The 23,223-nt window shown below is 53.0% G+C and carries 16 protein-coding genes; 13 read left to right on the top strand and 3 right to left on the bottom strand.

Annotation, left to right across the window (positions count from 1 at the left end):
* Positions 1-45 precede the first annotated feature (45 nt).
* Positions 46-1,686, bottom strand: a complete 1,641-nt coding sequence (locus tag IPI86_RS05710) for an APC family permease (RefSeq protein ID WP_345297031.1) — start codon at positions 1,684-1,686, stop codon at positions 46-48.
* A 60-nt stretch (positions 1,687-1,746) separates the two neighbouring features.
* Positions 1,747-2,688, bottom strand: coding sequence for a metallophosphoesterase (locus IPI86_RS05715; protein ID WP_345297032.1), 942 nt, complete (start codon positions 2,686-2,688; stop codon positions 1,747-1,749).
* A gap of 461 nt (positions 2,689-3,149) precedes the next feature.
* Here IPI86_RS05715 and IPI86_RS05720 point away from each other — a divergent pair, with 461 nt between their 5' ends.
* From IPI86_RS05720 to IPI86_RS05750, 7 genes are all read left to right on the top strand, one after another.
* Positions 3,150-6,479, top strand: coding sequence for an ATP-binding protein (locus tag IPI86_RS05720; RefSeq protein ID WP_345297033.1), 3,330 nt, complete (start codon positions 3,150-3,152; stop codon positions 6,477-6,479).
* Positions 6,480-6,496: 17 nt separating this feature from the next.
* Positions 6,497-6,853 carry a response regulator gene (locus IPI86_RS05725; protein WP_345297034.1) on the top strand — a complete coding sequence of 119 codons (357 nt, stop codon included), beginning with the start codon at positions 6,497-6,499 and terminating at the stop codon, positions 6,851-6,853.
* An 11-nt stretch (positions 6,854-6,864) separates the two neighbouring features.
* Positions 6,865-7,722 carry a hypothetical protein gene (locus IPI86_RS05730; RefSeq protein ID WP_345297035.1) on the top strand — a complete coding sequence of 286 codons (858 nt, stop codon included), beginning with the start codon at positions 6,865-6,867 and terminating at the stop codon, positions 7,720-7,722.
* A gap of 112 nt (positions 7,723-7,834) precedes the next feature.
* Entirely contained in the window at positions 7,835-7,990 is a 156-nt protein-coding gene (locus IPI86_RS05735; protein ID WP_345297036.1) for a hypothetical protein, read from the top strand.
* Positions 7,991-8,067: 77 nt separating this feature from the next.
* On the top strand, positions 8,068-14,616 hold the full coding sequence (locus IPI86_RS05740; RefSeq protein ID WP_345297037.1) for a GAF domain-containing protein: 6,549 nt from the start codon (positions 8,068-8,070) through the stop codon (positions 14,614-14,616).
* Positions 14,617-14,635: 19 nt separating this feature from the next.
* Positions 14,636-15,817, top strand: coding sequence for a SpoIIE family protein phosphatase (locus IPI86_RS05745; RefSeq protein WP_345297038.1), 1,182 nt, complete (start codon positions 14,636-14,638; stop codon positions 15,815-15,817).
* Between the two features lie 333 nt (positions 15,818-16,150).
* The gene (locus IPI86_RS05750) at positions 16,151-16,555 is read left to right on the top strand and encodes an STAS domain-containing protein (protein ID WP_345297039.1); all 405 of its coding nucleotides are present in this window, start codon (positions 16,151-16,153) and stop codon (positions 16,553-16,555) included.
* Here IPI86_RS05750 and IPI86_RS05755 read toward each other — a convergent pair.
* Positions 16,552-16,713 (bottom strand): hypothetical protein, encoded by a 162-nt coding sequence (locus tag IPI86_RS05755; RefSeq protein WP_345297040.1) that lies wholly within the window; start codon positions 16,711-16,713, stop codon positions 16,552-16,554. The two genes, IPI86_RS05750 and IPI86_RS05755, sit on opposite strands and share 4 nt — an antisense overlap.
* Before the next feature lie 632 nt (positions 16,714-17,345).
* On the opposite strand from IPI86_RS05755, the gene IPI86_RS05760 reads away from it, so the two are divergent.
* From IPI86_RS05760 to IPI86_RS05785, 6 genes are all read left to right on the top strand, one after another.
* Positions 17,346-18,452: an NB-ARC domain-containing protein gene (locus IPI86_RS05760; RefSeq protein WP_345297041.1), complete on the top strand. Its 1,107-nt coding sequence runs from the start codon at positions 17,346-17,348 to the stop codon at positions 18,450-18,452.
* 28 nt (positions 18,453-18,480) lie between these two features.
* Positions 18,481-18,825, top strand: a complete 345-nt coding sequence (locus tag IPI86_RS05765; RefSeq protein ID WP_345297042.1) for a hypothetical protein — start codon at positions 18,481-18,483, stop codon at positions 18,823-18,825.
* A gap of 236 nt (positions 18,826-19,061) precedes the next feature.
* The gene (locus IPI86_RS05770; protein WP_345297043.1) at positions 19,062-19,238 is read left to right on the top strand and encodes a hypothetical protein; all 177 of its coding nucleotides are present in this window, start codon (positions 19,062-19,064) and stop codon (positions 19,236-19,238) included.
* A gap of 369 nt (positions 19,239-19,607) precedes the next feature.
* Positions 19,608-20,045, top strand: a complete 438-nt coding sequence (locus IPI86_RS05775) for a GxxExxY protein (RefSeq protein WP_345297044.1) — start codon at positions 19,608-19,610, stop codon at positions 20,043-20,045.
* A gap of 420 nt (positions 20,046-20,465) precedes the next feature.
* Positions 20,466-21,620, top strand: a complete 1,155-nt coding sequence (locus IPI86_RS05780; RefSeq protein WP_345297045.1) for a sensor domain-containing diguanylate cyclase — start codon at positions 20,466-20,468, stop codon at positions 21,618-21,620.
* 208 nt (positions 21,621-21,828) lie between these two features.
* A complete protein-coding gene (locus IPI86_RS05785; RefSeq protein ID WP_345297046.1) occupies positions 21,829-23,208 on the top strand; it encodes a tryptophanase in 1,380 nt (459 codons plus the stop codon).
* Positions 23,209-23,223 lie beyond the last annotated feature (15 nt).

The following is a 23,223-nucleotide window of genomic DNA, read 5'->3' on the forward strand; positions in this document are numbered from 1 at the left end:
TGACAGTTATCTCTCACAAGATAACTGTCACCCATTGGAGTTTATTTATTCAACAGGAATTTCGGTCTGGACCTTATCCATATCGATGCCGCCTTTTTTGCGGTAGGATTTGAAGCCATAATAAATGGCCGCGGACAATGCATAACAGGTCACAAGGAATATGATGGAATTCGTATTCTTGAAACTAATGCCATACAACCCGCCGCCTTCACCGCCCGTATTGAGCCAGGGATCGAACAACCATTCCACGAGCAGGAAGCCGAGGAAGCTGGCGAAGATTACACCCGCGACCGTGATGAGCGGAATGCCGAACACTTTCATCTGGGCAATCGGAGAGGCTTCGAAGAGTTCCTTCTTCTTATATGGAAGAACAATCGCTGCGATGGCTGTGCCGAAATACATGAAGGCAATGCCCTGCGTGGCAGCCAGGGTGATGGAGTAAAAGCCGCCCACGTTGAAGGCATATAGATATGACACAAGCAAGGCGGGCACCACCATCAACAACATGGCGTTGACCGGGGTGCCTTTGTCATTCAATTCGGCGACCTTCTCAGGCAGCAAGCGGTCAAAAGCCGCAGCAAAGATCACGCGTGTGGAAGAAAGGAACAATGTGCCAGCCCAACCAAACCACCAGAAGCTCATCAAAACAACGACAACGATCTGAATGAGGCGATTGCTGGTCAGGAAAAGCGCAAGCAAGGCAGGGTAGGGCCATACAGGCAAAGGCACTGTAGCTCCATACCATACGGAATTCCACCAGGCACCGTTGGATTGCATATAAAAATCCCACCCAATGGTTCTGGCTACGCCGAGAAAGAAGACAATTCCAAGCGTAGTCACAGCGCCGAGAGCCCAAGCCATACCGGAGAAGTTGCGTTTGTAATCCGTTGCGCCGCGGACTTCACCATAGAGGGTTGCGCCCCAATTCGGCCACAAGTTAAAGAATACAAGCCACGGAAGCGTGAGGAGAACCAGCTTAAAGGTTCCGCCGGTTAAGGGTGTTGCAGCGCCGGCCTCTGTACCCGCTTGAACAGTGGCATCATACGCACCGGCCTGAGCGCCAAACAAAGCAGTTGCATTCTTTTCGTAGCCAGCCTTGAAGGCATCGGGGGAACCGGTGAAAAGCAGGACGATCACGATCAGCAGTCCAAGCATACCGGCATAGAAGGAAAATTTTTGAATCCGCGCATAGGTTTTCATACCGAGCATGATCACGAGTGCGACAAAGCCAAGCGCAATCAAGGTGCTGACAAATAAAGGCGTGCCTGTGCCCGCAAACCAAACGGCGGCATCCTTCAATCCAAATACACCGAGAATGGGCACCATCACAACCTGTCGGAACATGTCACCATACACCGGGGTCCACAACCACAACGTGAACCACCAACCTGTAATGGCGAGGATGAAACCAACGCCTCCGCCAAATATGCGGGTCATCCAGACGTAATCACCGCCGGAACGGGGCATTACGGAAATCAGGGAGGCATATACGATGATCTCGAAGATCAAAAATACGGCACTCACGATGAGCGCGTTGATCATGCCGCCACTGAAGAAATACATCTGGCTGAAGCTATAGAACCCCAATGTCACGATATTGATGGAAAAGAACGCATAAATAAATGCGTCGAAGACTGACCACGAACGTACCATGCCAGTCGCCTTACGGACAAACAAGTTGCTCATAACTCTCTCCTCTTTATGATATTTTCAGCAGGGACGCAGCGGTGCATCCCTACATGTAACCTAACCTGTTGTCAAAACGTAATTATCGATCGTGTTCTTTCCTAACTTTACAATGGTGCCAAGCAGGGTTCCCTGCTCATACATGGAACCCGGGTTAATACAAAGCGTCTTGCCGATCCTTGTCGCGCCGCGGCCTTCGTGAATGTGACCATGCAGACTCAACAGTGGCTGCACTTTTTCGATCGCCTTTCGCAGGGCGGTTGACCCGACGGGGATCATCGAATTGCCTGCCAGCACCGGTCTCAAATCCGCGTCCAACTCCGGCGCTTCATCCAAACCTGATTTGTGAGGAGGCACATGGATATTGAAGATGGAGTTGCGCGGATTCTTGAGCTGTGAGTACATCGCCTCATACCTGACTGCAAGCTGGTCCTCGTTCTCTTCACGGTGCGTCTTCCAGGGTGTGATATTGCTCCAGCCTGAAGCGATCATCTCGTGATTGTCGTCCAACTGGGAGACCAGTCCTTCGACCAGCATCACCCGCTTGCTCGAACGAATAATCTCGTCCACTTCATCCATATCATCGTTGCCCGGCGAGCAGTAGACTTTCATGTCCGTGCCGTCCAGCTTTTTATCGGCGAGATCCATCCATTGCTGCACGACCTTGAGCACTTCCTGCAAAAAGATCCTGCTGACTCGTTCGGGATCCTTTTCCAGTTCCGCGATCTCGTCGGGGTTGGTCATGTATGGATAGTAGCCGCGGCTGCGGACACGTTTGGTCATATCCGCAAGCTCTTCTTCATTTGTTGTATCAAACACCTGTTCCAGCAAAGTGATGCGGTAATTTTTGCCGCCCTGATGCACAAACGGGATAACCGCCTTGCCCGTCATATCGCCGCCAAGTACCAGTTTGTCGGCGCCGTAAAATTTCCCCGCATTAAGAAACTTGCTCCAGCAAATATCCGAACCGTGTATATCTGTCGCAAAAAATATGGTTGTCACATGCAAATCCTTGGAAAATGGGATAACTTGCAGAGGTGGTGCGGAATTGATTTCGCCCATTATACTCCCCGAAAAATAGAAAGCAACAGATTTGTTAACAAAAAACGCCCGCTTTATAGCGAGTTTGTGAAGAATGATTCAATTCAAAAGTTAAAACGATTACGACAAAGAATCCAACAACAGGTATTTCATGTATTGTGCATGCTCACGCCGTTGAAGCAGCGACGAGATGATCCATTGTGCAAACACAAAAAGAATATACATCAGCCTTAATCCTTGTTCTTTCAACCACATGATAATCAAAGTATAGAAGCATGGTCTTAAGCGTGGGTTGTCAGCGGGTTAAGATCGAATTAAAGATGTATTACAGATATATCCAGCCGAACTTCTCCCATTGACTTAAGGTGCACCGCCCGATAAACTTCCATTTAATCAAATCAGAGGACTGAGGAGCAACGGGCATGGCAAAAAAAGCATCACCCGTAGGCAGGGCCGTTAAAAGCGACCTAAAAGCGCAGGCGAAAAAGGAAGGTCAAAGGCTGCAAGGCCATCGTCCAACATTCCTTGTTGCCGATCCGTCATCTCCAATCTCACAGATCCATGACCTCGCCTGGGTGGGGCAACATACACAGGCGATCAAACTCGCCACACAGGAATTAGCCAAAGACAACCAATCGCTTAAAGATAAACTGAACCTGCTCGACCAGCGCGCCGAGTCTTATCTTGCTCAGGGGACATTTAGCCTTGCCAGCAAAGATGCCGAATTAATGATGGAAATGACCGAGGCCGATCATGGGGAATTGAAAGTACAGGCGCTCAACCGCAAAGCTTTTGTACAAATCAAGACAGGTGATGTGCAGGATGCCATCAAAACCGCCACCTTGGCAGTCGAGATCGCAAGTTCGGAAGAGGTACACGATAAACGCTTGCTTGCACTGAGTCTCTACCGATTAAGCGAAGCTTATAAAAACATCAGTCATTACGAGGCGGTGATCACAACAGCACAGAAAGCCATGGAGATCTTTCTCGCTCAAGGAGATCTCTCCGGAGCGGGACGGGCCAGTTGGGTCATGGCTCCTGCCTATAACGTTTTGGGCCATGCAAAAAAATCACGTCACGCCGCGCAAACTGCACTGGAATTGTGTCAGCAGGTCAACGATCAATACGGAATCGGAAACGCCCTCAACGGATTAAGCTCCACTGACCCGGATATTGCCGAACGCATCCATCATTACCAGCAAGCCATTCGGGCCTTTGAAACAGCGGGATATCTGGAACGTCAATCCGCCGCCACTGGAAATTTGGGATTCACCTATGCCGCACTCGGCCTGTATAATCACGCACGCCGACTGACCCGCAAAGCCCTGGACATAGACCGAAGCATGGGCGCAAAAATCGGCATGGCATATTGGTCTGAAAATCTATTCGACACTGAATTGAGAATGGGACTCATTGAATCAGCCCGCGAACATTTGAATGAAATGGGCAAGCTCGTGCCCGATTTCGGCGACCCGCGCATGACCGCCAGTTTCAGCACGAATCAAGGTCTCATGGCGCTGGCAGAAGGAAAAACGCAGGAAGCCATCCCTTACTTTCAAGCAGGTGCGCAGATCGCCCGCGAAGTCGAGTTGGGAAATGAAAATGTCCATCTCACCTACCTCGCCATGGCGCACCTGAAAAACAACGACCCTGTCGCGGCACTTGAAGCCTCAACGAAAGCCACTGAAATCCACCGCAGCCAGGATTACAAACTGCCAGATAGTTTCACCTCCCACGAAATTTGGTGGGCACATGCACAGGCGTTATTTTCTAATAACAAAGAATCAGAAGCCCGCAAGGCGCTTGCACAGGCACACGCATTTTTACTTGAAGCCATTGCCAACGTGCGCGATGAAGGCTTGCGCCGCAACTACCTCAACAAGGTCAGGGAGAATCGCGACCTCCTGCAATTCTGGATCAGCGACGGCTCACGCAAAGATTTAAAGCGGAAACCGTCGAGAAAAAATCTATTCGCACATCAATACCTCAAGTCGAATGCGCGCGAACCGTTCAAGCGCCTGACCGATACAGCCTTGCGCCTCAACGCCCTGCATACGGCCACCGAGATGTACACCTTCATTGTAGAAGAAGCCACAGAATTAAGCGGCGGCGAGCGCGTGTTGTTCATTCTTGAAAAAAATGGAAAAAGCGAAGCGGCTGAATCCATCCTCCCACGCGGAGAAAACGCACAGGATGTACTCAACTTAATTGACCCTTACCTCACCCAGGCACGCCTCACGCGGACCGTACAACTGATCCTGCCTGCGAGCGACAGTGTCAGCACTTTGAACAGAGTCATCGCCCCACTCATCGCGCAGAACCAGATCATCGGCTACATCTACGCCGATATGGATTCGCTCTACGGCACCTTCACCGAAGTGGACCGCGACATGCTCGGCATGCTGGCGAATCAGGCCGCTGTCGCGTTGGACAATGTTAATTGGGCACAGGGACTCGAGCTCAAGGTCCAGGAAAGAACCGCTGAACTTCATGCACGCGTGGATGAACTCGCCATCCTCAACAGCGTGCAGGCGGGGCTGGCATCCCAGTTGGATGTCAACGCCATTTATGAATTGATCGGCGAACAGCTGCGCAGTATGTTCGATTCGCAGGCCATCTCCATCATCTCTTTTGATCTAAAAAAAGGCACACGCCATTATCACTATCTCCTCGAACAGGGACAGCGCCACGAGATCCCCGATGCGGCGATTCCCCCGCTCTCACAATTCCTGATCCAAAACAAACGTCCGATCATGATCAACGAAAACTTCAAAGAGCGTTTGGCCGCCATTGGAATCAAATCACAAACCCTGCCAGGCACCAAACCAACTAAATCCCTGCTGCGCGTGCCCATCATGGATGGCGACGAAGTACGCGGCGTGATCGGCCTCGATAATATCGACCGCGAAAATGCATTTAGTAATACCGATGTACGCCTGCTCACCACACTCGCCAGCAGCATGAGCGTGGCATTGGAAAAAGCGCGCCTGTATCAACAGGCGCAGGAGGCCCGCGCCGCCGCCGATGCCGCCAGCGCCGCCAAGAGCGCCTTCCTCGCCAACATGAGCCATGAACTGCGCACCCCGCTCAATGCCATCATCGGTTTCACCCGCATCGTGCGCAAAAAATCCGAAGGGGTGCTGCCTGAAAAGCAAACCGAAAATCTGGACAAAGTGCTCACCAGCGGCGAACACCTGCTCGGGTTGATCAACGCTGTGCTCGATATCGCCAAGATCGAAGCGGGCCGCATGGAAGTGCATGCCGCGAACTTCAGCATCAACGCCTTGATTGATCAATGCTTCAACCTCTCCGTGCCCTTAATGAAACCCACCGTGAAATTCGACAGGCATACCAGTGACCGCCTCACCCTCATCCACTCGGATCAGGAAAAGATCAAACAGATCGTGCTCAATTTGCTTAGCAACGCCGCAAAATTCACACACGAAGGACAGATCACGCTGGCAGTGAACAAAGTGGATGTTTCGCCAGAAGTTCCCGTGCCCAGTTTTCAGGTCTCGGTCAGCGATACGGGCATCGGCATCAGCGAAGAAGCGCTGGGATTTGTGTTCGGCGAATTCCAACAAGCTGATTCCAGCACCACCCGCCAATACGGCGGCACGGGTCTCGGCCTCACCATCAGCCGCAACCTCGCAGGCTTGCTGGGCGGCGAATTGACTGCCATCAGCGAACTCGGCAAAGGATCCACTTTCACGCTTACCCTGCCCATTCAATATCAACCCAGGAAAATCTAAACTTTTAGGAGTTATCCATGAAAACCATTCTTGTTGTGGAAGATACCGAATTGAACATTGACCTCATCACCCAGCTTCTCGAAGATGACTACAACTTGCTCGTTGCCAGAGACGGCATCGAAGGCGTATCAATGGCCACTGAACACACCCCCGACCTGATCCTCATGGATATCTCCCTGCCGATCCTCGATGGCTACGAAGCCACACGCACCATCCGCAAGACCCTGCCGAGCCTGCCCATCATCGGCCTCTCTGCCCATGCCATGGACGGCCACGAACAAAAAGCAAAAGATGCGGGCTGCACCGATTACCTGACCAAACCCGTCAACGACGATCTGCTTTTCAAGATGCTGAAAAAATACCTGGGCGAATAGGATTTGTTTATATGGCGAAGAAAATAATTAAAGCAGACGATGGACGACAGACCATTGACCACATCCGCCAACTCGCGTGGACGGGTCAACACGCGTCGGCAATTGATTCAGCGACACAGGCATTAGCCGCGCCGAAAACGCGAATGCGACCCGCCGAGCAAATGTCCCTGCTCGACCTGCGCGCGGAATCCTACATCGCCCTCGGCAAACTCGACCTCGCCATGAAAGACGCCAAGGCGATGATGAAGATGGGTTCAAAGGTTGCAGGTTTGAAGGTTCAGGCGTTGAATAGACTCGCCCTCGTCCAAATGCGGACGGGTGACTTGAATGCCGCAGTCAAAATCCGCCACGGCAAGGCAGGTGAAATCGTCAATCGTCAATCAAAATCGCTTTACGCGCCGAAAGCCTCTTCCGCCTTGCCGAAGCGCAATGGCGCGCAAGACAACTCGACGCCGCCGTCGAGACCGCACAAAAAGCCATTCGCCCTGTATCAAGAACTTGGCGACACATCAGGAACGGGACGCGGGTATTGGGTGTTAGCAGGTGTTTTCTTTCGCTCAGACCGCGGCGAAGAATCGCGCCGCGCCGCGCAGACCGCGCTGGAATTATGCAGGCAGGCAGGCGACTCGTATGGGATCGGCAATGCCCTGCTTTCGTTGGCAAATACAGATGTGGATATCGCCGAACAAATCCAACACTATCAACATGCAAAGAGCGCTTTTGAAACCGCGGGCTATGTCGAGCGGCAAGGCGCTGTCATGGGCAACTTGGGAAATACGTATGGCGAATTGGGTTTGCACCCGCATGGCCGCCGTCTGCAAAGGGAATTGGTTGAAATAGATCGCGCCATGGGCGCAAAACTGGCGTGACCTATGACCTGATGGGTCTCATCGGATCAGAAACAACTTTCGGTGACTTGGCGGGCGCCATCTGCACCTTCAGGAGTTTGAAACGCTCGTCCCCGACCTCGGCGACCCAATCATGGAAGCAAATCTTTTCAGCCAACGGGCAGACCTGGCATTTGCCGCAGGCGACATCCAGACTGCCATTCGCCATCAAAAATCTGCGCTGAAAACTGACCAGAGAATCACAGATCGGGCACGGAGCATACAAACCTCACCACTTGGCAACGGCTAAATATCTCGCCGCAGGCGACCCCGCCGCCGCGCTTAAAGCCACAAGCAAAGCCACAGCCCTGCATCGCGCCCAAAACTTTGCCAGACCCGAAGCCACTAGCTTCACAGTATATCTGGTGGTGGCATGCGCAGGCGCTGAACGCCAACAAGAAAACGCGAGAAGCGCGCGAAGCCCTCGACCGCGCCTACGACTTCTTGCTGGAAGGCATCACCAACATCCGCGATGCAGGTTTGCGCCGCAACGCGCTCAACAAGGTCGAAGACAATCGCAAAATCTTGCAATTCTGGGTGAAGGATGGGGCGAAACGCAAGTTACCAAAGGAACGATTATTCGCGCATCTCAACATCGAATCCAACCTGCGCGAACCGTTCCAGCGCCTCGCGGATACGGGTCTGCGCCTCAACGCGCTGAAAACTGTCAGCGAGATCCAAACCTTCCTCGTCGAAGAAGCCACCGAACTGATCGGCGGCGAGCGCGTGATGTTGATCTTGGAACGTAGTGCCGACTTTAGTCGGCAAACCAAAACGCCGAATGAATTCAGCACTACGCGTGAAGTCGTCGAATCTATCCTGCCTCTCCCCTCCTACCAATCAGGTAAAGGCTACGAAACCGCCGAAGACCCACAGGATGTGCTCAAGCGCATTGGAAAATATTTAGATCAAGCGCGTCAAACGCGGACCGTTCAACTGCTTCTCCCTAAGAAGGCTGGTCTCAACCGAATTATTTCCCCGCTCATCGCCCAAAACCAAGTCATCGGATATTTATATGTAGATATGGACTCGCTCTACGGCTCCTTCGACGACACCGACCGCGACATGCTCGGCATGTTGGCGAATCAAGGCGCTGTCGCTTTGGATAATGCTGGTCTGCTGGAAGGACTCGAGCGCAAGGTCGAAGAACGAACCGAAGAACTCAACGCCCGCGTGGACGAACTCGCCATCCTCAACTCCGTGGGCGAAGCGATGGCGAAGACGCTGGATGTCAAAACGGTGACAAGAATCGTGGGCGATAAGGTCCGCGATATTTTCCATACTCAAGGCGTATCGATCATGCTTCTGAACACACAGACCAACATGATCCATGTGCATTATGAATACGACGAAGAAGAGGGTGTTGTTGATTACATTGAACCCTTCCCGCTTGGCATAGGCATGACATCGAAAGTTATTAAGTCACGAAAACCGTTGCTTATGGGCACGTTATTGGAACAAAGAGCAAATGGTTCATACATGGCTCCTGAAATAATGGAGCAAAGCAGTAGTGACTTAGTTGCAGAATCGTCGATGCTCGTGCCAATCATTGTCAATGACCAAGTATTGGGTGTGGCAATGGTCACCAGTTATAAACAACATGCCTTCAATGAAAATGACCTGAGCCTCCTGCAAACCCTCTCCGCCAACATGGGCGTCGCGATTCAGAACGCGCGTCTCTTTGAAGCCGAGCAGGAACGCGTCGCTGAATTGCAGATCATCAACTCCATTCAGCAGGGACTCGCCGCCGAGTTGGACTTCCAAGCCATTGTGGATCTGGTCGGCGATAAGTTGCGGGAAGTGCTCAAATCGGGCGATATCGGAATTCGCTGGTATGACCGCACAAATAATGTAATTGTGCCCATGTACGAATACGAGCATGGTAAAAAGATTCACGTTCCATCGGCAACCCCAAAAGAGGGCGGATTGTTCGATACACTTAGGAAAAGGAAAATTCCTATTATTTTCAATACGATCAAGGAACAAATCGATTTTGGGGTCACATCTGCTCCTGGGACAGATATGGCGAAATCAGGCACACATATTCCCATCATCACAAGCGATCAGGTCGTTGGGCAAATTATCATTGAAGATCATGAACGCGAGAACGCCTATGGTGAGTCTGAAATCCGTCTATTAACCACCATCGCCGCGTCGTTGGGAACTGCGCTTGAAAACGCCCGTCTCTTCGATGAGACCCAGCGCCTGCTCAAGATCACCGAAGACCGCGCCGCCGAGCTTGCCATCATCAACAGCGTGCAGGAAGGGCTCGCCTCCAAACTGGAGATGCAAGCCATTTACGATCTGGTCGGCGATAAATTAGCCGAAGTGATGAATACCCTCGATATCGATATCCGCATCTTCTCGCCGGAAACCAACCAGGTCTTCTTCCCCTATCTGCGTGAACACGGCGAACGAATGGAAATCCCCCCCTCCCCTCTGCGCGGGTTTGCGAAGAAAGTCTATGAAACACGTCAGACGATTGTGATCAACGAAAACCTGGCAGAGCGCATGGCAGAGTTTGGCTCGACGCTGGTGCCCGGCACGCAAATGGAAAAGTCTTTTATGGCTGTGCCCATCGTGGTGGGCGGCGCAGCGCTGGGCATGGTCAGCATCAGTAATTACGAAAAAGAAAACGCATTCGGCAATTCAGATGTACGTCTGCTGCAAACCGTGGTTAATGCCATGAGCGTGGCGCTTGAAAACGCGCGCCTCTTTGATGAAACCCAGCGCCTCTTAAAGATCACCGAAGATCGTGCCACCGAACTATCCGTGATCAACAGCATTCAACAAGGGCTGGCAGCGGAATTAGATACGCAAGCCATTGTGGAGCAGACCGGCGACAAACTGCGCGAAGCTCTGCGCGCCGAAGACCTGGGCATTCGCCTGTACGATGCGCAAACCGGGCTCATGCATTACGTCTATGAATACGAGAAAGGGCGGCGTTTGAACACTCCGCCCAGACCGATTCAAAAAGGCGGCACATTCGAAAGAATCATGAAAACCCGCCAGCCCTTTGTGCGCAATACGCTTGCCGAACGCGAAACACTGGGGCTTCAGCTACTACCAGGCACAACAGCCAGCAAATCCAGCGTCAATGCGCCCATCATCGGCAACGACCGCGTTATCGGCACGATCATCGTACATGACCACGAAAAAGAATATGCATTTAGCGATGCGCAGGTGCGCTTGTTGCAAACCGTGGCGGCGAGCATGGGTGTATCGCTCGAAAGTGCGCGTCTCTTCAGTGAAACCCAGCGCCTGCTTCAGATCACAGAAGACCGCGCCGCAGAACTCTCCATCCTCAACGACATTGGCGAAGCGCTTACCAGCACACTCGATACAAAGACCCTCACCTACAACGTCGGCGACAAGGTACGCGAGATCTTCAACGCTGAAATTGTCGATATTCTGATGTATAACCCTGAATCAAATACGGTCAACCTCGCCTACAGTTACTTCGAGCGTTATTTCGAAGAGGAACCTGCCTGGGAACTGGAAGGCGGACTGACTGCAAGGGTCATCCGCTCCAGAAAGCCGCTCCAGCTCAATACCGCCCAGGAGATCAACGAAGCGGGTGCGGAGGCTTATGTCACAGCACCGGACGACACCGCCGATGTGCAGTCTTATCTCGGCGTGCCCATCATGGTCGGCGAGAAGGTGATGGGCGTGATCGACGTCCAAAGCTTCAAGAAACATGCCTTCAACGAAAACAATGTGCGCCTTCTGCAAACGCTCTCCTCCAATATGGGCGTGGCGCTTGAGAACGCGCGTCTCTTCAATGAAGTGCAAAACCGCAACCGCGAGATCACTGAGACTCTCGAACAACAGACCGCAACCAGTGAAGTGCTCCGCGCCATGAGCGGCATCCAACCTGATCTGCGCACCCTATTGGAGATCATTGCCATCAACGTCGCCAAAGTGTGCGGCGCAGACGACGCTCACATCTATCGCATTGAAGGCGATGCGCTCAAGGAATGGACCCATCGCGGCCCGATCCCCGGGCTGGAAGCTGGCGAATTCCTGCCGCTCAATCGCGATTCATTGATCGGGCGTTCGATCATCGACCAGCAGATCATTCACATTCACGATGCCGCATCGGAAATAGACGAGGCGGATTATCCGATCAGCGCCGTTCTTCAAAAACGCTGGGGATACCGCACGGCGCTCGCAACTCCGCTATTGCGTGACGGCAAGCCGCTCGGAGCCATCGCCATTCGCCGCAAGGAGGTCCAGCCGTTTACCGAAAAGCAGATCGAGCTGATCAAAACCTTCGCCGATCAGGCTGTGATCGCGATCGAGAACGTGCGCCTCTTTGATGAAACCCAGCGCCTGCTCAACGACACACAACAGCGCAATGCCGAGCTCAGCGCCATCAGCAAGGTCACTCAAGCTATCGTGGCTGAAACTGAACTCGATAACCTGATCCAGCTCATCGGGAGTCAGACCCGCGATATCTTCGATGCAGATATCGCCTATCTGGCGCTGCTCGATCCGCAAACGAACACCATCCAATTCCCGTATCAATATGGCGATACCCTCCCGACCCTCAAATTGGGCGAAGGCATGACCAGCCGTATCATCCAAAACGGACAGCCGCTGCTCTTCAATAGAAACCTCGATGAACAAAGCTCCGCGATGGGAATCAACCGTCTGGGCAGGCGTGCCCGCTCTTATTTGGGCGTGCCGATCAAGTCCGGGCGGGATACCATCGGCGTGATCAGCGTGCAAAACACAAAACAGGAAGGCGTCTTCAATGAAGATTCGCTGCGCCTGTTGAACACCATCGCCGCGAATGCAGGCGCCGCGATCCACACCGCGCAATTACACGCTGAAACCCAAAGGCGCGCGCGTGAAATGGCCACACTCACCGAAGTGGGCCGCGACATTTCATCCTCCCTTGAAGTATCCACCGTGCTGGAGAGTATCGTCAAAAACGCGATGGAATTGCTGCACGGCGAACTCAGCGCGCTCTTCCTCCCTGAAGGCAACGGCGAGATCTTCCGCGCCATTGCGGCCATCGGACAAAATTCCGACGAACTTCGCAACGATACGATTCAATTCGGGCAGGGCATTCTCGGCGGTGTCGCCAAATCCAAGGTCGGCGAGATCATCAATGACGCCAACAACGATCCGCGTGCCGTTACCATTGTGGGCACCGAGAACACACCCGATGAAAACATGCTCGTGGTGCCCCTGCTCGCCAACGATGAATTGAAAGGACTCATGTCGGTCTGGCGCACAGGCAAAGGACTCGAATTCATAGAATCCGAATTGGAATTCCTCAACAATCTCGCGCGCCAGGCGGTCATCGCCATTCAGAACTCACAGCTTTTCGCCGAAGCACAGGAAGCCCGCGCCGCCGCTGAAAACGCCAACCAGGCCAAGAGCGCCTTCCTCGCCACCATGAGCCACGAATTGCGCACTCCGCTCAACGCCATCATCGGCTTCACACGCATCGTCCGCAGAAAAGCCGAAGGCGCATTGCCTGAAAAGCAAACCGAGAATCTCGACAAGGTGCTTTCCAGCGCTGAGCATTTGCTGGGGCTCATCAACACCGTGCTCGATATCGCCAAGATCGAAGCGGGCCGCATGGATGTGCAAGCCGCCAATTTCAACATCAATACGCTGGTGGACCAATGCTACAACACCGCCCAGCCGCTGGTCAAACCACACATCTTGTTTAATAAAAACAACGACATCGAACTGCCGCTGGTCTACTCCGATCAGGATAAGATCAAGCAGATCATTCTCAACCTGCTCAGCAATGCCGCCAAATTCACGCACGATGGCAGCATCGCCATCAGCGTGCGCCACGCCGAATCCACATTCATGGTGGATGTAAAAGACAGCGGCATCGGCATGAACGAGGAAGCCCTCAGCCGAATCTTCGAGGAATTCCAACAGGCAGACACCAGCACAACCCGTCAATATGGCGGCACAGGTCTCGGCCTTTCCATCAGCCGCAGCCTCGCCCGTCTGCTGGGCGGCGACCTGACGGTGGTCAGCGCGCCGGGCCAGGGCTCCACATTCACATTGACCCTGCCGATCCATTATGGAGAGGAAAAGAACGCCTCCCTATCGGACCTGCAGCCTGATTCTGCACAAGGATCAAAATCCACACGGAAAGAGATCTCCACTAAAAAACGCGTCCTCGTCATTGATGATGACCCCGATGCGGTTTATCTTCTGCAAGAATCGCTCACCAGTGATGAGTTCGAAGTCATCGGCGCGCGCAATGGCTCTGAAGGCCATCAACTTGCCCGCCGTATCATGCCCGACGCCATCCTGCTCGATATCCTCATCCCCGACAAAGACGGCTGGCAGGTGCTGCATGACCTGAAAGTGGACGAGAGAACCACGAACATTCCAGTCATTCTCCTAACCATCGTGGACAAGAAGGCGCTTGGCTTCCGTTTGGGTGCAGCCGCCTATCTGCTCAAACCGCTGAATCCGCGCGAAGTACTCGACACCCTCAGCCGCGTCACCAAACTGGTGGACCGTTCCCACATTCACGTGCTGGTTGTGGACGATGACCCGCACATTGCAGACATGCTGCAACAAATTTTGCCCGCCTCTGAATTTGACTTGCGCTCCGCCGAAGATGGCGTGGCTGGGCTCGAAGCCATCTCCCAGATCCGTCCCGATGTGCTTCTGCTCGATATCATGATGCCGCGTCTCGATGGCTTCGGCGTCATCGAACGGCTGCGCGCCAACCCCGCAACGCAAGACATCCCCATCATCGTCATCAGCGCCAAAGAATTGACCGATGACGAATCCACCCGATTGAAGGAAAGCGTCGCTTTCGTCATGCGCAAGCAAGGCTTCGATGGCGAGAAACTTGTCGAAGAGATCAAAAGCGTTGTGAATAAATAATCCAAAGCCCTGGAGCATCATGAACAGTCAATCCAAAATTCTGATCGTTGACGACGAACCCTTCAACGTGGACTACCTCGAACAGGAACTCGAAGACCTGAATTACATCACCGCCACCGCCGTCAACGGACAGGATGCGCTGGAAAAAATAGTCAGCGAATCGCCAGACCTGGTTCTGCTGGATATCATGATGCCCATCATGGATGGTTTCTCCGTGCTCGAAAAAGTGAAGGCCGACCCCGCCATACGGAACATTCCCATCATCGTCATCTCAGCCAACAATGACCTGCAAAGCGTGGTCAAGGGAATCCAACTCGGCGCGGAAGATTACCTGCCCAAGCCGTTCGAGCCGACGCTGTTGAAAGCCCGCATTCAATCGAGCCTTGAAAAGAAACACCTGCGCGACATGCAGGACCTCTACCTCAAAAGCCTCGAACGTGAAATGAACATCGCGCGCGATATTCAAAAGGAATTCCTGCCCGCGCAGCTTCCCGACGTGCCGGGCTGGGAGATCGCCTCGTATTTCGAAGCCGCCAAGGAAGTGGCAGGCGATTTCTACGACGCCTTCACCCTGCCCGATGGCACGCTGACCTTCCTCGTAGCGGACGTGTGCGGAAAGGGCATCGGCGCGGCATTGTTCATGACCCTCTTCCGCAGTCTCATCCACGCGGCATCCATTTCCGATCAATTCTCCCCGGGGCAGGAACAAAAATCCCTCAGCCCGGCGGAACGCCTGCAGCATGTGATCTCGCTGACCAATAATTACGTGGCGGAAACTCATGAGGAATCCAACATGTTCGCCACGGTATTCATCGGCATCCTCGACCCTGTCAGCGGAAAACTTTCCTACATCAACGGCGGAAACGAACCTCCGTTGATCGTTGGCAAAGACGGCAAAGTTCACACCACATTGACCCGTACAGGTCCCGCCATTGGGGCGATCGCACAGGCCAAATTCACCGTCAAGGAAACGACCCTCGCCAGCGATGACCTGCTCGTGGCCTTCACCGACGGCATTCCAGACACACAGAATATCGACGGTGAATTCTTTGGCAATGAGCGTCTGCGGGAATTGCTGATGAATCATTCCAGCCCGACCCAGCTATTGAACGAAATCGAAGTGGACCTGAAACAGTTCATCGGTGAAGCGGAGCAATTCGACGACATCACCTTGCTGGCGATCAAAAGAAAAGCATCGTGAATCCATATCAGGCACGCAAAAAGAAGTGACAAAAAAACTCCCTACTCAAGACTCCCCGCTCAAGCCGCCGTCCTCGGCGGCGGGGACGCCACCTTGAGCAATAGAGTACCATCCTAAAGAATCAGAAACATTTATCTTCAAAAATGTATAATAGACTTCTTGCATAAGTCACAATACAATTGTGTGAAAAACCTTTTGAAACACTGAGACACGAAGACACAGAGGAAAACCAATTAAAAACTCCGTGACTCAGTGTCTCCGTGGTAAAAACTTAACTTTCGCAAGAGGTCTAATGAAAAATCGTCTTAATCAAATTACTTTAAGGAGAATATCATGGAGATTAAGGTAACTACCCAAAACAGCCGCGTGCCAGTGACGATCATCCACATTGACGGGAATCTTGATTCGTCATCCTTTACCAAGTTTCAAAAAACGGCTGAAGAACTGATCCAAAACGGCTCCCGTCATATTCTTGTCGATCTGGAACATTCGCCCTATGTAAGCAGCGCGGGATTCCGTGTTCTAAGCCAGATCTTCAAGGAATTAAATGCCATTCATCCCGACACCAACCTGAGCGAAAACGAGATGAAGCAAGGCATCATCGACGGCTCCTATAAATCTCCATACTTGAAACTGGTCAATCTTTCAGCCGACACAAAGGCTGTTTTTGTCACCACGGGGTTCGATATGTACATCGAAGAGTACGATGATCTGAAAACAGCCATCGCATCTTTCTAAACTGGAACTTGTCTCAAAAACGTCATCCTGAGCGAAGCGACACTTGCGCCGCGCGCCACATCGTCCCGATGCTCTTTCGGGAGTGCGGTGAGGATCTCTACGCCCAAAATGCGAGACTCTTCGGTCGCGAAGAACGCTCCCTCAGAGCGACACGGCATATCTAACAAGAACTCAGAGTAATCATCTCTGGGTTCTTTCTTTTTGACAAACTATACTTGGGCAATCTGTTGTAGAATCACGCGAGAGACGATCTCCGACAAACAAGGGACAAAACCATGAAAGTCTTCCTCAGTTCCACCTACATTGACTTGATCGAACACCGCAAAGCCGCGCATGATGAAAAACCATCACAAAATCAAGAATGGCGACCACGGATGCGAAGCCTTGGTGGAATTCGTGCATTCGTGAAAATTCGTGGACGGTTCGACCCAAGGATTACGCCATCACCAACAAAAACTCGTGCCATATCAAAATGCCCATTTTAGGTCTCGTTCTTGAGTTATCACCGCTATTGTCGTCCGGTTTGAACCGCCCAAAGATGGCGGAGTATTCAGCACAGCAGGAATTCATCATCTTGATTTCTTCAAGGCTGAGAACAAGCGTCAAGGGCTGGATGGATGTATTCAAAAAAGACGTTGAGCCAAACAAGAAGATTCAACACAAAATCATGTCAAAAAGTCACAAGTGCCCAAATCGTCAACATTTACCACTACTCCTCCGCAATTCCCAACCTCCCAATTCCCAATCTACCAGGCAACACGCTCCCCAATCAAGCATTACTTCTTCGGACGTGCAAAGAACTAAAAATCATCGCTCCGCCCTTTCCCCAGAGTCCCGCACCTGGGGCGCACTCATTGACGGACCTGGCGGCATCGGCAAGACCGCCCTCGCTATCAAAGCCGCGCATGACGCGCCAGCGGAACTCTTCGAGCGCAAAATCTTCATCACCGCCAAAGTGCGCGAACTGACCGCCGAAGGCGAAGCCAAACTGACCGACTTCACCCGCCCGACCTACCTCGCCATGCTGGACGAACTGGGCAAGGAATTGGGCGCAGACGGACTCGAAAAACTCGCGCCCGATGAGCGTCCCAACGAACTGCGCCTCGCGCTGGCGGGCAAGAAGGCGCTGATCATCTTCGACAATTTGGAAACCCTGCCAGAAGAAGAGCGCACGCGCCTGTTCCAATTCCTCTCGCGCCTGCCCGAAGGCAACAAAGCCATCGTCACCTCCCGCCGCCGCACCGACGTGGACGCGCGCATCGTGCGCCTCGACCGCCTCGCCCGCGACGAAGCCCTGCAACTCATCGCCGAACTCGCCGCCAAATATCCGCGCCTCGCCCGCGCCTCCCAAAAAGAGCGCGAAGACCTGTACGAGATCACGCAGGGCAACCCGCTCTTCATCCGCTGGATCGCGGGGCAGTTGGGGCGCGCAGGCTCGCAGTGCCGCACCATCGCCGAAGCCTGCGCCTTCATTGACAAAGCCCCAAAAGGCAACGACCCGCTCGAATACATCTTCGGCGACCTGCTGGAGACCTTCACCGCCGACGAGACGAAAGTCCTCGCCGCGCTGACGTATTTCAGCCTGCCCGCCAAACTCAAGTGGATCGCGGACATGACCGACCTGCCCGAACGCGCCGCCGAGACCGCGCTGGAAGACCTGACCGACCGCTCCATCCTGACCTCTGACCTGTCTGCCCAAACCTACTTTTTACCCCCGCTGACAGCGAAATTCATCCGCACGCGCCGCCCCGAAGCCGTGACCCAGACAGGCGACGCCCTCACCAACCGCGCCTACGCCCTCGCCATGCAATACGGCGGAGAAGCAAAGACTACGAAAAATTCCCCACGCTGGACGCCGAATGGGACTTCATCTCCGCCGCCCTGCCGCGCCTGCTGACAGGCGACAATGACCGCCTGCAAACGGTGTGCGACCAACTTTACATTTCTTCAATTTCACGGGCAAATGGGATGATTGGCTTTGGCTTTCCGAACAAGCCGAAGAATGCGCCCTCGCCGCTGATGATAAAGAGAAAGCGGGCTGGCGAGCGTATCGGGTAGGATGTGTTTACTACCTCCGCAACCAACCCGCCGAAGTGCTGGCGTGCGCCGCCCGCGCCGCCGAACACTGGCAGGATAGCACACCGCGCAACAAAGCAATTGCCATCCAACTGCGCGGACTCGGTCACGAACTGAACAAAGATTACCCCGCCGCCATCGCCGCCTACCGCGAAGCGTGGAAATCTTCCGCTCCATCTCCCCGAAAGCGATGATGTCGCCATTGCGCTGAACTTCTAGCAAGCGCGGAAAACGCAACAAAGACTACCCCGCCGCCGAGCGCGACTACCGCGAAGCCCTGCGCATTGCAAAGATAATCAAAAACGATGAAGGCATTGCCATTTACACAGGCAACCTGGCAGAACTCGCCCTCGACCGCGAGCAGTGGGCAGAAGCCGAGTCCCTCGCCCGCGAAGCCCTCGCGCTGGCAGAAAAAGTCGGGCGGCAGGAGTTGATTGCCAGCGATTGTCACCGCCTCGCCAAAGCCCTGCTCAAACAAAACCATAATTTGGATGAAGCCTTATCCATGTCCCGCCGCGCCGTCGAGATTTACACGCGCCTGCGTCATCCCGATTTGCAGTCAGCGCAGGAAACGCTGGCGGAGATCGAAAGAGCCATCCACGAATAAGACCAACCACGAATCACGAATGGGAGGTCGGCGATTCAGTATTCGTGTGATATTCGTGGACGGGTTGCCAGGGAGCTGGGAGATCGAAAGGAAGCCAACCACGAACGCTGCAACGAAGTGGGCGCAAATGTTCACGGAATGCGTATTCGTTTATTCGTGAAAATTCGTGGACGGGTTTTGTGGGAGAAAGAACCGTCCGTAGGTGAAGTCACGAACGGGAGTCGGACATTCGTGCATTCGTGTGATATTCGTGGACGGTTTGGCTGAAGAAAGAAACATCCATCCGAAAATGAATTCACGAATGGAAGTCGACATATTCGAGTATTCGTGGACGGTGTTTTCAAAATAAAACCAATCAACGGAGAAACTATGCCCCTTGTAGTTGACTCAACGGGAAATGACCTAACCTACAAACTGATCGGTCTTGCAATGGAAGTCCACAATGAAATTGGTCATGGCTTCAAAGAGGAAGTGTACGAGAAAGCCATGGAAGTCAAACTCAACCATGCAGGCATTGAACCGAACCGCCAACACGAAGTCTTTGTCGATTTCGAAGGCGAACGGGTCGCGACCTTCTACTTGGATTTATTTCCAAATCAGCAAGTGGTTGTAGAAGTCAAAGCGTTCAGTCATCAACTGACCAATGACGAACTGGCACAGGTCATCAATTATTTGAAAGCCACAGGCGCGCCTGTCGCGCTATTGTTCAACTTTGGGCGCAGAAGATTGGACTATCGGCGGGTTTTCCCTGGCAAGGACATGAAGCCTGTTCAAAGAATTGGGCGGGATAATGCGATAAAGAAGTAAAGATCGCACGAAGACCGTCCACGATTGGAAGTCGGTTATTCGTGGACGGTTTGCCATAACAGCAAACGCTGGCGGAGGTCAAGAAAGAAAGCAAGAGACAGTCACTTGTGAGGTGACTGTCTCTTCGGAAAACTTCGATAAGTCTTGGCAAAGACATTTCGAAGTCTTTCCAAAAATGTCAGCACATTTTTCCAAAGATGTCAGCACATTTTCACTAAAATATCAGTACATTTTTGAAAACCTTCCCTGTCAGGATTAAAAACCTCTCAAGGACAGTTGTAACCCGCCGCGCTGTCGAGATTTTCACGCACCAGCGTCATCCCAGTTTGCGATCAGCGCAGGAAACGCTGGCGGAGATTGAAAAAGCAATGCAAAATAATGAGGAATGATGAATTTTCCGCCAAAATCGAGGACACAGCCATGAAGACGCCAAATCTCAACAAGATCTTTGGGCGGACAGTATCCATTCAGGTCACCATTGCCTGGACGTTCGTGGTGATTATCAGCTACTTCATTGGGGATATATGGCTAAAAAGCGAAATTATCACCCACGTGGTCCTTTGGCTGGCGGGGGTGCTGGCATTTGGCTTTATCTTTTCACGGGGAGACACGGCACACGAAAAAGGGAAAGATGCCGAAGGCAGGCAGATCAGCAGTTTAATTTATCATGCCGTGATGGAAACCTCCCCTGATTCGGTCGCCGTGACAGACCTGCTCGGTAATTATATTTTCGCCAACAAACAGACCGCCGCCCTGCATGGATATGACAGCACCGAAGAATTTATCGGGAAAAGCGCCTTTGGCTTTTTTCCCTTGAGCGAAGTCCCCAAAGCGACAAAGTATATGAACTTAACCCGCGCCGATGGGATCATCAAAAACATTGAATTCGACCTCCAGCGCAAAGACGGCAGCACTTTCCCCGCTGAACTGAGCGCGGCCTTGATCAAGAATGAATTTGGCATCCCCGTGGCATTCATTGCGGTCACCCGAGATATCACCGAACGCAGGCGCGTCGCAGACCAACTCCACGATATGAACGATCAGCTGCGCCTGCAGCTGGGGGAGATCGAAAAACTGCAAGCCATTTTGCATGAGCAGGCGATCCAGGATCCGCTCACGGGGTTGTACAACCGCCGCTTTATGGAGGAAGCCCTCAAGCAGGAATTTGCCCGCGCAAGTCGGGGAAGCCAGCCCTTCAGTGTGGTGATGCTGGATATGGACAACCTGAAAACCCTGAACGACAAACATGGTCATGTCGTTGGCGATGCAGCCTTGAAGTCTCTTTCCAAATTGCTCAAAGACCAGACGCGCACTGAAGATATTGTTTGCCGCTTTGGCGGGGATGAATTCCTGGTCATTTTGCACAACGCAAATGAGCAAATAGCCGCTGTCCGCCTTCAGGAATGGAGCGAACGGGCAAAGGCTATCCATATCGTTCACGAAGGCAGTCAACTTCAGGTAAGTTTTTCTGCTGGCATTGCCACCTATCCAACCTGTAACAGCATCGAAGAACTGATCCGCGCGGCAGATAAAGCGCTCTACGATATCAAAGCAAAGAAAAAACAAAGCCTATAAAAGACTTCTTATGTAAATGTCCAGCCGCCTGGCGATAAGCCAAATGGCAACAAAACTCGGAGCAATCGACTCCGAGTTTTTTGTTTCTTTCGAGGCGTCCGCTGAAATGTGTTGTAGAATTGCCACGTCATTGGAGACCGAATGACGCGCGATGCGCGTCAGGCTCGCTACCCAAAATTTGACGAATACTCAAATCTCAGGAGACCAAATGACACATCCCTACCCCCCCGAACCGTATCGTATCAAAGTAGTTGAATCCATCCGCCTGATCTCATCTGAATCGCGCGAAGCCGCATTGAGGGAGGCAGGCTACAACCTGTTCTCGATGAAAGCGGAAGACATCTTCATTGACCTGCTGACCGACTCAGGCACTGGCGCAATGAGTCAGGAGCAGTGGGCGGCCATCATGCGCGGCGACGAGTCGTATGCGGGCGCACGCTCCTATCAACGCCTCAAAGCGGCAGTGGAAGATATCTTCGGGTTCAAGTTTTTTGTCCCCACCCATCAGGGGCGCGCGGCGGAAAATATTCTTTCGGCCTGTCTGGTGAAGCCAGGGAATTACGTCCCTTCGAATATGCACTTCGACACCACCGATGCCAACATCCGCGCGCGCGGCGGACGCCCGACCAATCTCGTCATCGACGAAGCCTTCGACCCCGCGAATCCGCATCCCTTCAAGGGCAATATGGATATCGGCAAACTGCGCGCCTTCATTCAAAAGGTCGGGGTGGCGAACATTCCCTTCGGAATGGTGACCGTTACAAACAACGCAGGAGGCGGTCAGCCCGTTTCGATGGAAAATCTCAAGGCGATCGCCGCTGTCTATCGCGAGCATCACATCCCCTTCTTCATCGATTCCGCGCGTTATGCCGAGAACGCCTATTTCATCAAACTGCGCGAAAAAGGCTACGAAAATAAATCCGTGATCGATATTGCGCGCGAGATGTACGCGCTGGCCGACGGCATGACGATGAGCGCGAAGAAAGATGCGATCGTCAATATCGGCGGGCTGTTATGTTTGAACGATGAAAAATTATTTGGCAACGTTCGCAATGAATTGATCCTGCGCGAAGGCTTCCCCACCTACGGCGGACTCGCGGGGCGCGACCTCGAAGCGATGGCGGTTGGTCTGTACGAAGGCTTGGACGAATCCTATCTTGCCTCGCGGCTTTCGCAAACCGCCTACCTCGCAGCGCGGATCAACGAAGCGGGCATCCCCACCATTCAACCCGCAGGCGGGCACGCCGTGTATCTCGATGCGGCGCATGTCTTCCCGAACATTCCACAGAGTGAATTCCCCGGGCAGGCATTGGCCGTGGAGCTGTATCGCGAAGGCGCGATCCGCGGCGTGGAGATCGGCTCGGTGATGTTCGCCTACCCCGACCCTGATTCGGGCAAGATGATCTACCCCAAGCTGGAATTGCTGCGCCTCGCCATTCCGCGCCGCACGTACACGCAAAGCCACATGGACTATGTAGCGGATTGCGCCGCGCGAATCAAATCCCGCGCCGACAAAGTGCGCGGATACAAATTCACCTTCGCGCCCGAATTGCTCAGGCATTTCACCGCAAGGTTCGAGCCGTTGTAAATTAATGCAGGGGCG

It is taken from the genome of Candidatus Villigracilis affinis (assembly GCF_016705895.1).
GTDB lineage: Bacteria > Chloroflexota > Anaerolineae > Anaerolineales > Villigracilaceae > Villigracilis > Villigracilis affinis.